This window comes from Bradyrhizobium sp. USDA 3240 (assembly GCF_054063295.1).
Genome location: NZ_JBSSGD010000002.1, coordinates 2,856,846 through 2,869,298, shown reverse-complemented (window position 1 = coordinate 2,869,298; position 12,453 = coordinate 2,856,846). Strand labels below are relative to the sequence as shown.

The 12,453-nt window shown below is 65.3% G+C and carries 15 protein-coding genes and 1 pseudogene; 10 read left to right on the top strand and 6 right to left on the bottom strand.

Going from position 1 to position 12,453, the window contains the following annotated elements; all coding sequences use genetic code 11:
• Window positions 1–48: 48 nt before the first annotated feature.
• Together ACVIGA_RS14330 and ACVIGA_RS14325 are read left to right on the top strand one after the other, a co-directional pair.
• Window positions 49–690: pseudogene (locus tag ACVIGA_RS14330) on the top strand (amino acid kinase family protein); the annotation flags it as partial.
• A gap of 54 nt (window positions 691–744) precedes the next feature.
• Window positions 745–1,569: an amino acid kinase family protein gene (locus tag ACVIGA_RS14325; protein WP_456670807.1), complete on the top strand. Its 825-nt coding sequence runs from the start codon at window positions 745–747 to the stop codon at window positions 1,567–1,569.
• Window positions 1,570–1,804: 235 nt separating this feature from the next.
• Here the strand turns inward: ACVIGA_RS14325 and ACVIGA_RS14320 are convergent, their stop codons facing one another.
• Entirely contained in the window at window positions 1,805–2,128 is a 324-nt protein-coding gene (locus ACVIGA_RS14320) for a hypothetical protein (protein ID WP_456666882.1), read from the bottom strand.
• Window positions 2,129–2,390: 262 nt separating this feature from the next.
• Between ACVIGA_RS14320 and ACVIGA_RS14315 the strand changes: the two genes are divergently transcribed.
• The gene (locus ACVIGA_RS14315) at window positions 2,391–2,762 is read left to right on the top strand and encodes a cupin domain-containing protein (RefSeq protein WP_456666881.1); all 372 of its coding nucleotides are present in this window, start codon (window positions 2,391–2,393) and stop codon (window positions 2,760–2,762) included.
• 23 nt (window positions 2,763–2,785) lie between these two features.
• On the opposite strand, the gene ACVIGA_RS14310 is transcribed toward ACVIGA_RS14315, so the two are convergent.
• The 5 genes from ACVIGA_RS14310 to ACVIGA_RS14290 all read right to left on the bottom strand — a co-directional run bounded on the left by ACVIGA_RS14310 (window position 2,786) and on the right by ACVIGA_RS14290 (window position 5,734).
• On the bottom strand, window positions 2,786–3,022 hold the full coding sequence (locus tag ACVIGA_RS14310; protein ID WP_176529167.1) for a hypothetical protein: 237 nt from the start codon (window positions 3,020–3,022) through the stop codon (window positions 2,786–2,788).
• A 90-nt stretch (window positions 3,023–3,112) separates the two neighbouring features.
• Window positions 3,113–3,280: a hypothetical protein gene (locus tag ACVIGA_RS14305; RefSeq protein ID WP_456666880.1), complete on the bottom strand. Its 168-nt coding sequence runs from the start codon at window positions 3,278–3,280 to the stop codon at window positions 3,113–3,115.
• Window positions 3,281–3,323: 43 nt separating this feature from the next.
• A complete protein-coding gene (locus tag ACVIGA_RS14300; RefSeq protein ID WP_456670806.1) occupies window positions 3,324–4,442 on the bottom strand; it encodes an acyl-CoA desaturase in 1,119 nt (372 codons plus the stop codon).
• A 233-nt stretch (window positions 4,443–4,675) separates the two neighbouring features.
• Window positions 4,676–4,885 (bottom strand): cold-shock protein, encoded by a 210-nt coding sequence (locus ACVIGA_RS14295; RefSeq protein WP_097671727.1) that lies wholly within the window; start codon window positions 4,883–4,885, stop codon window positions 4,676–4,678.
• A gap of 240 nt (window positions 4,886–5,125) precedes the next feature.
• Window positions 5,126–5,734, bottom strand: coding sequence for a TetR/AcrR family transcriptional regulator (locus ACVIGA_RS14290; RefSeq protein ID WP_223966990.1), 609 nt, complete (start codon window positions 5,732–5,734; stop codon window positions 5,126–5,128).
• A gap of 112 nt (window positions 5,735–5,846) precedes the next feature.
• Here ACVIGA_RS14290 and ACVIGA_RS14285 point away from each other — a divergent pair, with 112 nt between their 5' ends.
• From ACVIGA_RS14285 to ACVIGA_RS14255, 7 genes are all read left to right on the top strand, one after another.
• Window positions 5,847–6,542, top strand: coding sequence for a PspA/IM30 family protein (locus ACVIGA_RS14285; RefSeq protein ID WP_223966992.1), 696 nt, complete (start codon window positions 5,847–5,849; stop codon window positions 6,540–6,542).
• Between the two features lie 70 nt (window positions 6,543–6,612).
• Window positions 6,613–6,888 carry a YiaA/YiaB family inner membrane protein gene (locus ACVIGA_RS14280; RefSeq protein WP_223966994.1) on the top strand — a complete coding sequence of 92 codons (276 nt, stop codon included), beginning with the start codon at window positions 6,613–6,615 and terminating at the stop codon, window positions 6,886–6,888.
• Window positions 6,889–7,188: 300 nt separating this feature from the next.
• The gene (locus ACVIGA_RS14275; RefSeq protein WP_456666879.1) at window positions 7,189–8,256 is read left to right on the top strand and encodes a hypothetical protein; all 1,068 of its coding nucleotides are present in this window, start codon (window positions 7,189–7,191) and stop codon (window positions 8,254–8,256) included.
• Window positions 8,253–9,128 (top strand): HesA/MoeB/ThiF family protein, encoded by an 876-nt coding sequence (locus tag ACVIGA_RS14270; protein ID WP_456666878.1) that lies wholly within the window; start codon window positions 8,253–8,255, stop codon window positions 9,126–9,128. Before ACVIGA_RS14275 ends, ACVIGA_RS14270 begins: the two co-directional genes overlap by 4 nt.
• On the top strand, window positions 9,125–10,324 hold the full coding sequence (locus tag ACVIGA_RS14265; RefSeq protein ID WP_456666877.1) for a hypothetical protein: 1,200 nt from the start codon (window positions 9,125–9,127) through the stop codon (window positions 10,322–10,324). The genes ACVIGA_RS14270 and ACVIGA_RS14265 overlap by 4 nt, the downstream gene beginning before the upstream one ends.
• Window positions 10,321–11,442, top strand: coding sequence for a GNAT family N-acetyltransferase (locus ACVIGA_RS14260; RefSeq protein ID WP_456666876.1), 1,122 nt, complete (start codon window positions 10,321–10,323; stop codon window positions 11,440–11,442). Before ACVIGA_RS14265 ends, ACVIGA_RS14260 begins: the two co-directional genes overlap by 4 nt.
• On the top strand, window positions 11,439–12,434 hold the full coding sequence (locus ACVIGA_RS14255; protein WP_456666875.1) for a hypothetical protein: 996 nt from the start codon (window positions 11,439–11,441) through the stop codon (window positions 12,432–12,434). The genes ACVIGA_RS14260 and ACVIGA_RS14255 overlap by 4 nt, the downstream gene beginning before the upstream one ends.
• The last annotated feature ends 19 nt before the right edge of the window (window positions 12,435–12,453 follow it).

Sequence of the window (12,453 nt, the reverse complement as noted above, 5' to 3'; positions counted from 1 at the left end):
GTGCAGTCCGGAAGCAATGCCAGGCGCATTGGAGAAAGGACGTTTCTCATGGCGAACACGACGGCGGAGCTTGAAGCGCTCCTGATGCAGCGGTCGCTGACCGATCCGCAGCTTTTGGCGACGGCCGAGGCGGCATCGAGTTTCCGGATCCTGCCGGATGCCGCGGTGATTAAGATCGGCGGCCAGAGCGTCATAGACCGCGGCCGCGCCGCGGTCTATCCGCTGGTCGACGAGATCGTCGCTGCCCGCAAGGCACACAAGATGCTGATCGGGACCGGCGCGGGCACCCGCGCCCGGCATCTCTACTCGATCGCGGCCGGGCTCAGACTGCCGGCCGGCGTGCTCTCGCAGCTCGGCGCCTCGGTTGCCGATCAGAACGCAGTGATGCTCGGCCAGTTGCTCGCCAAGCACGGCATCTCCGCGGTCAGCGGCGCCGGGCTTTCGGCCGTGCCGCTCTATCTCGCCGAGGTGAACGCGGTGATCTTCAGCGGCATGCCGCCTTACGGGCTGTGGATGCGGCCCGCAACCGAGGGCATGATCCCGCCCTACCGCACCGACGCCGGATGTTTCCTGGTTGCCGAACAGTTCGGTTGCAAGTCGATGATCTATGTGAAGGACGAGAACGGCCTCTACACCGCGAACCCCAAGACCGCGAAGGGCGCCACCTTCATTCCGAAGATTTCGGTCGCCGAGATGAAGGCGAAGGGATTGCAGGATTCGATCCTCGAATTCCCGGTGCTCGATCTGCTCGCCACCGCGCGCCATGTCCGCCAGGTGCAGGTCGTCAATGGCCTCGTCCCCGGCAATCTCACCCGTCCCGTCGCCGGCGGACGCCCGATCCCGCTGCTGCCCTGGGTGCAGGTGGTGAAGATCGGCGGCCGCTCGATCATGGATCGCGGCCATGAGGCGATCCTGCCTGTTGTCGCCGAGCTGCGCGCCCTGCTACCCGAGCACCGCATGCTGATCCTGACCGGCGCCGGCATCCGCGCCCGCCATCTCTACAGCGTCGGCCTCGACCTCGGTCTGCCGGTCGGCTCGCTCGCGCCGCTCGCCGCAAGCGAGGCCGGCCAGAACGGCCACATTCTCGGTTGTCTGCTCGCGCCGGAAGGCGTGTCCTATATCGAGCATCCGACCATCGCGAGCCAGCTCGCGATCCATCTCTCCGCGGCCCGCGCGGTGGTCGGCAGCGCCTTCCCGCCGTATCACCATCATGAATTCCCGGTCTCGCGCATCCCGTTGCACCGCGCCGACACCGGCGCGTTCCTGATCGCCGATGCGCTCGGCGCCGCCGGCCTCACCATCGTCGAGGACGTCGACGGCGTGTACAGTGACGATCCGAACGGTCCCAACGGCAAGAAGGCCCAGCTGCTGCGCGAGACCAGCTTCGCCGATCTTGCCAAGCTGAAGGGCACGTTGCCGTTCGATCCCGCGCTGCTCGAGGTGATGGCGAACGCGCGGCACATCGAACGGGTGCAGGTCGTGAACGGCCTGGTTCCCGGCCGGCTCACCGCAGCGCTGCGCGGCCAGCACGTCGGGTCGATCATCCGCACCGGCGCGCGGCCGGCGTAAATCGCGCCGCCGACTCCGCTTTACCTCGCCCCGCGCGCGGGGAGAGGCATAGGCCGCCCTTGGCGGCCGTCCCCAAGAACGCCGGAGCAGAGCTTCGGCTATGACGCATCGCTAGATGCGTTCCGGGTGAGGGGGAGTCTCCACGGACCCAGCTATCACCGTACGCGCGGAGATGGCCCCTCACCCCAACCCTCTCCCCGTAAGAACGGGGCGAGGGAGCACATCGCCGTTGCTGCTACTTGATCGTGGCGTGCACGGTAATGACCGAGGTGCCGGACGCCTTCGGTCCCTGACCGGTTGCCTTGATGGCAAACGTATCGCTGCCCTTGTACTTCGCCTTCGCCCTGTATTCGAAGGTCGATGCGTTGATCTTCTTCAATTTGCCATAGGCCGGCTTTTGCGAGATCGACGAGTCCGTCACCGTGCCGCGGATCCCGATCGGGATCTGGCAGCTTTCGCCGGCTGCGAGGTCGATATCGCCGGTCGAATTCTCCCCCCAATCCGCCAATGTCACCGACATCGAGCATTCCGGCACGGCCTGCGCCGAAGACGCCGGCATGACACTTGATGCCGCAAGGATGAGCGCCAGGGAGGCTAATCCCGACAATCGCGTCGCAACGATGCTCGTTCTCATGCAAGGCCCACTGCTGAAGATGTTCGGCGCCGAAATCCTGCAACGTGGAAGCAGGGGTGGCAAGGGCCTCGCCTCAGCTGTGTGACATCCGTTGAAATACCTGGGCGCTTGTTGCGTCGTTGGAGCGCCGCCATAGTCGCGCCCGATCCGATCGGCACAAGGGCTCGCGTGACAAGAAAGGGTTCCAATGACTGAAAGCAACAACGGTCGGGCCAACGCTCAGCAAGCCGGCTTTGCCGGTGTCACGCGCAAGACCCTCGAGCGACTGCAACTGTCCGGCGATCAGCGCGAGCTTGTCGTTGCCGAGGTGACCTATCCGCCCGGCGGGGTTGCTCCGCTGCACCGGCATCCGGTCGGCGGCGTGATCTTCATCGTCGAAGGTGTTGCCGAGTCTGCCTATGGCGACGAGGCGCCACGGCAATATCGGGCGGGCCAGACCTTGCAGGATAGGGCCGATGTTCCGCACACGCTGTTTCGCAATTGCGACCCGGAACGGCCGCTGCGCTTCCTGACGATCTACGCGCTCGAACCCGGGCGCGCCTACACGATGGAGCCGTAGAGTCTAGGCGCTTCGTCGGCTGTTCAGATCATCGCGAGCTTGATCCGGCCGCCTTCAATGGTTCCCGCCGCAAGGGCATCGCGAGCCATCTTCTCGAAGGTCGGCCAATTCGCGAGAAGGTATTTGTGCGCCTGCATCTTCGTCGGGAATGTGGTTTGCAGGATGCAGTCCTGCCGCGCGTTTCCGTTCGCAATCTGAAAGGACACCGCTTGGGGCCCCTCATTGATCTCTTGTTCGGTGGGCTTGGGAAGCTTGCGCATGCTGCTCCTTCACGAAGATTCTCGCGCTCGTCGCGAATGGAATTCGGTCGCATCCAGAGCCAGGCGATCCGGTCGCGTGGCGCGCGGGGCTTAATCGACGTCGGCGGCTCCAGCCGCGGTCTTTTTGGCTTTTGCCGGGCGCGGCTTCGACGCCTGGTCCGGGCTCGGCGTGTTACGCACGGCCTCGGTCAGCATCTCGCGCAATTCGGCCTTGGTCTTGGGTGCTTCGCGCTTGCTCGGTTTTTGCCAGTTGGTCATTGAGTCTATATGGGGATGCCCGAGGCAAAATGCTACCGCTGTCTCAAGCTTTCGGGTTTACCCCGGCCACCGGCGGCGGAACGGCCAGAAGGAAGCAGACCGATTCCACCAGCAGCTCATGTGCACGGTCGACGATGTCGTCCAGCGATGGCGTCTTCGCGAACATGGCCTGGGCTTCAGCCAACAACTGCTCGCGCGTTGGCATGCTGGGCAGATGCAAATCGGCACGATGCTGCAACAGAAAAAGCGCGTCCCGCACCGACAATCCGGTTTCGTGGATTGAGGATTTGATCGCCTGCGCAATGTGTTCGGGGTTGAAACGGCCGGCAAGCTGCTCAGCCGTCCGCTTGATCACACGCGATCCCAGGCGCTGCTCGTTGCGCAGAACCTGCGCGGGCGGCGCCTTGAGGTCCCAGACGACACCGAACCAGGACAAGGCCACCAGGACATAATAGGTCGCATCAATCTCCCACCAGCGGAAGCCCTGCCGCGCGCTGCTTTGATAGGCGTGGTGATTGTTGTGCCAACCCTCACCCATCGTAACCAGCGCCAGCAGCCAATTGTTGCGGGAGTCATCGCCCGTCACATACCGCTTGCGACCGTGAACATGTGCGAGGGAGTTGATGCAGAACGTCGCGTGATACAGCAGCACGGTGCTCCAGAAGAAACCGGCCAGGAGCCCCGGCCACCCGGCAATGAGGAAGCACAGGACTGCGACGACGACCGCCGGCAAAATCTCAAATCTGTGCAGCCACATCAACTCCGGATACGCGGCAAAATCCGCGACTTTCGTCAGATCAGTCGCATCGTGCTGTCGATAGAAGATCCAGCCGAGATGACTGTACGCGAAGCCTTTGTGCCGGGGCGAATGCACATCCTGCTCGGTATCCGAATGAAGATGGTGATGTCGATGTTTCGCAGCCCACCAAAGGACGCTTTTCTGGGCGCTGCTTTGGGCCAGGAATGCGAGGATGAACTGAAACGTCCGGCTGGTCGAATAGGCTCGATGCGAGAAGTAGCGATGATACCCGGCCGTGATCGCAAACATGCGCAGCCAATACAGAGCGACGCAAATTGCAATCGCCGGCCAGGAGACGCCCGACCAGATCGCCGCCAGACACCCCAAATGGACCAGCACGAACGGGAGCACCTGCGGGTACATGATGTCGTCGTGCTGCGGAGCTGGATCGATCTTGGTGGACACGCTCGCGACCTCAGCTGCTTCGATGCGCAGGCCGCTTCGCCGGCAGACGGTTCAAGTCCTGATCCTGGCGGGCATTGCGCGCGGTGTTGATAAAAGAGAACCCCGCGGCCGGGTGACCAGTCGCGGGGTCGCGTAACCTGAAGCTTTGCCAGTTCATCCGTGGTCAAAGCAGCATGGCTAATTGCCGCAGCTTACACCGCGCGCAGATTGTCCGCAGCAGATTTGCCGGTGCGGCGGTCTGCAACGATTTCAAAAGAAACCTTCTGACCCTCGTTGAGGGAGCTCATGCCGGCGCGTTCGACGGCGCTGATATGAACGAAAACGTCCTGGCCGCCGTCGTCCGGCTGAATGAAGCCGAAGCCCTTCTGGCCGTTAAACCACTTCACAGTTCCCATGCTCATGGAACATCGTCCTTTGGTATAGATGCGTGTTTGGAGCCGCACCCGAGGGCGCAGCAGGCTAATTCGAAGTTTAGGGGGTGAGGGTCGTCAGTCAGGCACGCTATGAGCGGCGAGGCCAAGTCGTTCGGCCGAAACTCGATCCAAGGAAGTTAACTACAGTTCGATCGTTCCGCAAGGGGCCTTCCTCCTTTCTCTGCCTGACCGCACGGCGGGGACACCGTGCGATTACGGGCACCTGCGCTATTCCTTCTTCGCCGTCAGGCCGTCGACCATCGCGCGCGTCAGGGTCGAGATCTCGCTGCGCAGCGCCCCGATCGGCACCGCGATCAGCTTGTGCTCCAGCCCGAGAGCGACCATGCCGTGGACGGCGGAGAACAGGCTGCGCGCGGTGACGCCGAGCTGTGCCGGCGAGCGCTGTGGAAACAGCGCGGCGAGCGGCTTGTAGATGTGGCGGAACAGTTCCATCTGCTCGCTGATGGCCCACTCCGGCACCGGCTTGCCGGGCTGCATGCGATGCTCGAACAGCGCGCGCCACAGTTCGAGATTGTCGGCGGCGAAGTCGCAATAGGCGACCGCGATCCGGACCAGCATCTCGCGCGGAGCGGCCGCGCCGCGGATCTCGGCCAGCGACAGCGAAGCATCGAGCCGCGCCAGGGTGCGGGAGCCGACGCGCAGGATCAGCTCGTCGACATCCTCGACCAGATTGTAGACGCCGCCATTGGCGACCCCGATTTCCTGCGCCAGTTCGCGCGTTTTCAAGCCACCGAGACCCTTTGCCGCAATTGCCCGTTCCGCCGCCTCGATCAGCGCTTCGCGCAGTTTCGCTCGTCGTTCCAATGCTTTGGACATGTTTCACCTGTCGTTAACCAGATGCGTGAGCGACGCTCAAATAAATCTTGAGCATCGCTCAGTATGTGGTACAAGAGATTCATGAGCGATGCTCATATCAGGGAGTGACCAAATGTTCAAAACTGTTTTGACGATTTTCCGCGGCAGCGTGGCGGCAGCCGAGGAGGAACTGCAAGATCGGACCGCGCTGGTCGTGCTCGACCAGCAGATGCGCGATGCTGCCGCCGCGGTCGACCGCTCGAAACGGACCCTGGCGCTCGCCATTGCCGGCGACGCCCAGGAGGGTCGGCGGCTCGAGGCGACCAATGCCCGGATCGCCGATCTCGAGGTGCGGGCGTCGGCGGCGCTCGAGGGCGGCCGGGACGACCTCGCCCGCGAAGCCGCGCAGGCGATCGCCAACCTCGAAGCCGAACGCGACGCCGCGATGACCGCGCGCACGCTGTTCGCCACCGAGATCACCCGGCTGAAGCGCCATGTCGCCAACGCCGAGGCGCGTATTGCCGAGCTCGATCGCGGCCGGCGCCTCGCCCGTGCCTCGGAAGCGGTGCGTTCGCTGCGCCGAAGCGGCATCGAGGCGGCGCGGCCCTACGAGTCGACGCTGCCGGAAGCCGAAGCGACGCTGAAGCGACTGCGCGAGCGCCAGATGGAGATCCAGGCGGCCGATGACGCGCTGTTCGAGATCGACACCGCCTCGGGTCCGCTTGTGGTCGCCGAGAGGCTCGCCGAACAGGGCTTTGGCCCGCGGATGAAATCGACCGCCGACGACGTGCTGGCGCGCTTGAGAGCCAAGCGCCCGCCTGCCGCCTGAGAACTCAAGCCTGAAACCTCGAGCCTGAAACCAAGCCAACTTCAAACCACGTATCATCAAGGAGACGACCATGAACCAGACCATCCAACCCCACAGCGGCAGCTGGATCACCTTCACCTACGCGTCCTTCGCTGCCTCCGCTTTCCTCGTCGCCGTCGGCGTGTTCTTTCTGCCGATCGACCTCTGGATGAAGGGCTATCTGACGATGGGCATCGTGATGCTGGTCCAGACCTGCATCACGCTGACCAAGACGGTGCGCGACAATTACGAGAGCGGCAAGTTCGTGAACCGGATCGAGGACGCCAAGGCCGAGCGCTTGCTGATGGAAGTGTCGAAGGCGGGGTGAGAACGCGGCCTGAGCCGATGCCAAGCGGCGGGTGTCTTGTGCCCGCCGCTTCGTTGGGTGGCGAGATCTTCCCGCGTCATTGCGAGGAGCGTAGCGACGAAGCAATCCATTGCACCGCATATGCGGACGGATGGATTGCTTCGCTGCGCTCGCAATGACGGTGGATAGGTCGCAGGCCGCTTACCACCAACTTGTTCCGTTTCCGGAAGGCCTTGTTTACCCTGCGGCAAACAGCGCCAGGTTGCACTCATGGCTCCTTAACAGGCGAGAGTGCAGAGATCGCGCCCGAGGGACAGAGAAATGGCGTCCACGGACAATCGCACGCCCGCTTCGCGCGGCAGCAGGAGCTTTGCCAAGACTCTCGGCAAGGCGCGCGCGGCCTTTGACGGCCTGCGCAGCCATGGCGCCTTCTGGCTGAAGGCGCTGTCGCAACCGACCATCGATCTCACTTTGCGCACCCAGGCCGGCCAGCGCACCCGCATCGTCGAATCGCCCGGCCTGTCGCTGCCGAAGGACGAGCTCGACGCGCTGGTCGAGCAGCTCCGCATCGTCGCCGCCAAAACCCTGCCCGAGGAGAGCCTGACCTACGGCATCTTCTCCGGCGAGCCCGAGCGACTGTCGCGCGCCATCATCACGCTGATCTCAGAGGAAGACACCGGGCGGCCGATCGCCTTCAACGCGCTGTCGGTGATGGACGTGCCACTCGACGGCGAGCCGACCGAAGTCACCCATCTCGGCCTCGTCATGGTCGATCCCGACGTGCGCGGGCAGGGCCTGTCCTGGGTGCTTTACGGCCTGACCGCGCTGGTGCTGTTCGCCCGCGATGGCTTGCGGCCGAAATGGATCTCCAATGTCACCCAGGTGCCGGCGGTGGTCGGTATGGTCAGCGACACCTTCTCGGACGTATTCCCGTCTCCGTTGCCGGGCGCGCGGCAGAGTTTTGCGCATCTGCAACTGGCGCGCGGCATCATGGCAAAGCACCGCGCGGTGTTCGGCGTCGGCGAGGAGGCCGGCTTCGACGAGGCGCGCTCGATCATCACCAATGCCTATACCGGCGGCTCGGATGCGCTGAAGAAAACCTTCGAGATCGCGCCGAAGCATCGCGATGCCGTCTACAACGAATTTTGCGAGCGCGAGCTGGATTACGGCCGCGGCGACGATGTGCTGCAGATCGGCCGCGTCGATCTTGCCGGCGCGCGCCGCTATCTGATGAGCGAGGTGCCCTCAGGCTCGCTGCCGGCGCTGCTTGCGGCGTCCGCGATGCTGGCGCTGCAGCGGCTGGTGCTGCCGGTGGTCTACTGGATGGACGACACCCGCGCCTTCGGCACGTTGCGGCCGCGCAGGCAGGACAGCGGGACCGCGCGATGAATTTCGATTACTACTCGTTCACCGGCCGCAACATCGGCTTCATCGACGAGCACGAGCAGCAGTTGCTGCGCCAGGCGCGGGTGTTCGTCTGCGGCGTCGGCGGCATGGGCGGCGCGGCCTTCATGGCGCTGGCGCGTGCCGGCGTCGGCAAGTTCGTGATCGCCGACATCGACCGCTTCGAGGTCTCCAACCTCAATCGCCAGGTGTTCGCCTTTGCCGACGAGGTCGGCCGTGAGAAGGCCGCGGTCGCCGCCGAAGCCGCCAGACGCATCAACCCGACCATCGAGGTCGAGGTGCTTGGCGAGAACTGGACCAGTGAGCTCGCCGGCATTGCGGAACGCTGCCCGGTCATCGTTAACGGCATGGACGATATCGCCGCCGGCGTGCACCTGTACCGGACCGCCAAGCGCGCCGATGCAACCGTGATCGACGCCTACATGTCGCCGCTGCCGTCGGTGATCGTGGTGCGCCCGCACGATCCCAGGCCCGAGGAGCGCCTCGGCTTCCCGACCCTGTCCAAGGACTGGACCGAGATTACCGAGGACGACCGCCGCGCCGCGATGCGTGCCGAGATCGAGCATGTCATGCTGCATTCCTCCTCGCGCAACTATGTCGACCTCGCCATCGCCGGCGAAGTCGCGGCCGGCCGCCGCAGCCGGATGTCGTTCGCACCGATGGTGATCTCGACCGGCATGCTGATGGCCTATGAGGCGGTCGCGCTGATCCTCGGCCGCACCTCCGGCACCGATTGCCGCGGCTGGTTCCTCAACCCGCACCGGCCGGCGATCGAGAAGCCGCGCAATGCGCTGATTGCGGCCCTGATGCGCCCGCTGGTACGGCGGGCGATCGATCAATTGACGGGCGTCGCATGACCTCGGGGGTGATCGCCGACTCCATTGTCAATCTCTGCGGCGCCATCGGCGTCGCGGTGGCGATGATGACGTTCTACCGGCGCGATCCGAGGAGCCCGTTGACGCGCCGCCTGCTGCTCGCGCTCGGCGTGATTGCGACCCTGTTCCTCGACCGTGGCCTTGCGTGGTGGAGCGGAAGCTGGCTGCTGGACCGCCTCTCGGTGATCCCGGCCGCTCTGATCCCGCTCGGCGCGCTGATCGTCACCGAAGGCATCCTGCGCCGCCACGCACCGCGCGCGGTCAAGATCGCAGCGCTCGCGGGCGGCATCCTGCTCGGCCTCGGCGGCCTGTTCGGGTTGCAGCGCTTTGCGATGCCTTATGCAGTCGCGCTGGCCCTGTTCCAGCTCGTTGGCTTTGCGACCTGCGCACTGCTGTTGGCGACGCGCGACCGCGCATCGCTGATGGCTTCGGAAAACCGCAGCATCGGCCGCATGGCGGTCGGCGCACTGGTCGTGATCCCGTTCATCCTGACCGATTTTCGCACACTATTTCCCGACATCCCGGTCCGACTCGGCGCGCTGGGCGCGCTGCTCACGGTGACCGTGATGCTGATCGCCGGCGGCGGCGCCGAGACGCGGCGGCATGGGCTCGCGATGATGGCGCTGCGGCTGATCTCCTCGGGCCTGCTCGGGCTCGCCGCCGCCTTCATGGCGCCCGACGTCGATGCCGCCCAGATGATCCGGTTCGTCGCGGTTGCGATCGCGGGCGTGCTCACCATCGGGCTGATGACCGACGCGCTGCGCGCGCTGTTCGAATCGCAGGAGCCCGGCGTGCTCAATTCGGTCGCGGCGTCACCGGCGCAGACGCGGGAGCAGCTGATCGCCGAGCTCGCACGGCATCCGATCTTCGAGAGCGCCCGGCGTTTCCGCGAAGACGAGCTTGGACCCTACGATCCGCCGTTGCTCCGCGATTTCCTGTCGACCAGGCGCGTGCTGCGCCGCTCCGAGGCGCCGTGGGGACTGGCGCCGACCGACCCCGCCGCCGAGCGCATGGTCTCGCTGATGACCGCCAACAACGCCTCCCATGTCATCGTGCTCGCGCATGATCCGCTCGACCTGATCGTGCTCGCGGTGCCCGTCACCGCAGCCGATCCGGCCACCGAAACCGCGCTGGCGCTGGTGCGGCGGCTCTTGGCGCTGACCCCGGAGGCCAAATGACGATCGAGATCCGGGAGGGTGACCGCAAGGCGGCCTTCGACGCCGCCCTCAATGCCTATGGGCCCGACAGCCTCTACGTGCCGCCGCTGTGGAGCGATTTCGATCGGATGTTCGATGCCGCGAAGAATCCGTTCGTCACCGAAGGCCATGGCCGCTTTGCGCTGTTCTCGGCGCATCGCGACGGCCGCCCGGTCGGCCGCATCGCCGCCTCGATCCACGATGCCTCCAACCGCAAGCACGGCACGCGCCACGGCGCATTCGGCTTCTTCGACTGTGTCGACGATCTCGATGTGGCCGATGCGCTGTTGCGCACTGCCGAGCAGTGGCTGTCCGCGCGCGGCATGACCCGCATCGCCGGCAATTTCAATCTCACGGCGATGCAGCAGATCGGGGTGATGACCGACGGCTTCGACCATGCGCCGTTCACCGACATGATGTGGTCGCCGCCGCATATCGCGCAGCACCTCGAACGCGCCGGCTATGCGGCGACCTTCCCGATGACGACGTTCGAGATCGCGCTCGACGGCGGCAAGCCGGAGCAGCTGCTCGGCGACAAGCAACGCGCGGTGCTAACTGACAAGGATTTCGTCTGGCAGCCGATCAAGCGCTCCGCCTTCAAGGTGCGGCTGGAGGATGCGCGCCTGATCCTCAACGACGGCTTTGCCGACAACCCGATGTTCGTGCCGCCGACCGCGGCCGAATATCTGTTCCAGGCCGGCGACATGATGTGGATCATCGACAAACGGATTTCGACCGTGGTCTATCACCGCGGCCGGCCCGCCGGCGCGATCATCGCAATCCCCGATCTCAACCCGCTGATCAAGGCGATCGGCGGCCGGGTCGGGCTGACGGCGCCGTTCAAATTCGTGCAGCACCGCATGATGAACACCCGCGCCGTGCTGATCTATCAGTCGGTCTGCCGCGACCTGCACAATCGCGGCCTCAACGGCGCGATGCTCTACCGTACCGCGCTGGCGTTGCAGGAGGCCGGCTACCGCACGCTCGGCGGCACCTGGATCGCCGACATCAACGCGCCGTCGCTGCGCCAGGTCGAGAAGGCGGGCGCCACGCCGCTGCACCGGCTGCATCTGTTCACCAAGCGGCTGGCCGCGGCATGAGCGAGCTGACGCCGGATTTGCTGCGCGAGTTGGTCGCGGAGGCGCGGCTGGCGCCGAGCGTCCACAACATCCAGCCGACCCGCTGGCGCCCGCTCGGCGACGGCCGGCTGGCGCTAGTCGACGACACCTCGGTGCGCGCGCCGGTCGCCGATCCCGCCGGACACGACGTGCTGGTGTCGCACGGCGCGGCGCTGGAGGGCATGAGCCTTGCGCTCAACCGCCGCGGCCTCGCCATCACGGCGATGACCACGATCGAGCAGCCGCTGTCGCCGCAATTTACCGCGCTCTGCAGCTTTGCGATCAGGCAAGGCGTCGCGTCCGATCCGTTGGCCGGCCATGTGGCGCACCGGATGTCGTGGCGCGGCAAGTTTGCGGCGTCGCCCGATCAGCCCGCGCCGCTGGTGCAGCTCGCCGTCGCGCGTGACGATCTGGTCTGCATTGGCGATCGCCAGGCAATTGCCGACATCGCCGGCTGGGCCGACCAGGCCGAGTTCTCCTTCGTGCACGGTGACGACTATCGGGCCGAACTGCTCGCATGGATGCGGTTGTCGCCCGACCATCCGCACTATCTGGTCGACGGCCTCAATCGCGAAGCGCTCGCCATGAACGCGGTCGAGGCCACCGCCGCGCGCTACCTACTCGGCGGTCTGTTCAGGCCGCTCGATCGACTTGGTCTTGCCGCATCGCTGCTGTCAGACAGCGCCAAGACCGCCTCGGCCGCGGCGATCGTGCTGTTCTGTCGTCCGGTCGGTGAGGATCCACTCACGACGGGGCGGCATTTCTACCGCGGCTGGCTGGAGATCGATCGCGCCGGGCTGGTGGCATGCCCGATCTCGGCGTTGGCCGATCATCCCGATTTCAACGACCGGCTGCGCAAGCTCGGCAGGATCGGCACCGATCTGCGCCTCGTCAACGTGTTCCGCATCGGCCGGCCCGCAAAACCGCTGGAACCGCGGCATTTCCGGCTGCCGGTCGATCGGCTCATCGTGTAGATTTTTTGTATTGACGCGT

What these genes read in the sequence shown, in the direction of transcription:
- ACVIGA_RS14320 (WP_456666882.1), bottom strand. Translation starts at nt 2,128, where the DNA reads ATGCCGGCGTCTTCGGCGCAGGCCGTGCCGGAATGCTCGATGTCGGTG.
- ACVIGA_RS14315 (WP_456666881.1), top strand. Translation starts at nt 2,391, where the DNA reads ATGACTGAAAGCAACAACGGTCGGGCCAACGCTCAGCAAGCCGGCTTT.
- ACVIGA_RS14310 (WP_176529167.1), bottom strand. Translation starts at nt 3,022, where the DNA reads ATGCGCAAGCTTCCCAAGCCCACCGAACAAGAGATCAATGAGGGGCCC.
- ACVIGA_RS14305 (WP_456666880.1), bottom strand. Translation starts at nt 3,280, where the DNA reads ATGACCAACTGGCAAAAACCGAGCAAGCGCGAAGCACCCAAGACCAAG.
- ACVIGA_RS14300 (WP_456670806.1), bottom strand. Translation starts at nt 4,442, where the DNA reads ATGTACCCGCAGGTGCTCCCGTTCGTGCTGGTCCATTTGGGGTGTCTG.
- ACVIGA_RS14295 (WP_097671727.1), bottom strand. Translation starts at nt 4,885, where the DNA reads ATGAGCATGGGAACTGTGAAGTGGTTTAACGGCCAGAAGGGCTTCGGC.
- ACVIGA_RS14290 (WP_223966990.1), bottom strand. Translation starts at nt 5,734, where the DNA reads ATGTCCAAAGCATTGGAACGACGAGCGAAACTGCGCGAAGCGCTGATC.
- ACVIGA_RS14285 (WP_223966992.1), top strand. Translation starts at nt 5,847, where the DNA reads ATGTTCAAAACTGTTTTGACGATTTTCCGCGGCAGCGTGGCGGCAGCC.
- ACVIGA_RS14280 (WP_223966994.1), top strand. Translation starts at nt 6,613, where the DNA reads ATGAACCAGACCATCCAACCCCACAGCGGCAGCTGGATCACCTTCACC.
- ACVIGA_RS14275 (WP_456666879.1), top strand. Translation starts at nt 7,189, where the DNA reads ATGGCGTCCACGGACAATCGCACGCCCGCTTCGCGCGGCAGCAGGAGC.
- ACVIGA_RS14270 (WP_456666878.1), top strand. Translation starts at nt 8,253, where the DNA reads ATGAATTTCGATTACTACTCGTTCACCGGCCGCAACATCGGCTTCATC.
- ACVIGA_RS14265 (WP_456666877.1), top strand. Translation starts at nt 9,125, where the DNA reads ATGACCTCGGGGGTGATCGCCGACTCCATTGTCAATCTCTGCGGCGCC.
- ACVIGA_RS14260 (WP_456666876.1), top strand. Translation starts at nt 10,321, where the DNA reads ATGACGATCGAGATCCGGGAGGGTGACCGCAAGGCGGCCTTCGACGCC.
- ACVIGA_RS14255 (WP_456666875.1), top strand. Translation starts at nt 11,439, where the DNA reads ATGAGCGAGCTGACGCCGGATTTGCTGCGCGAGTTGGTCGCGGAGGCG.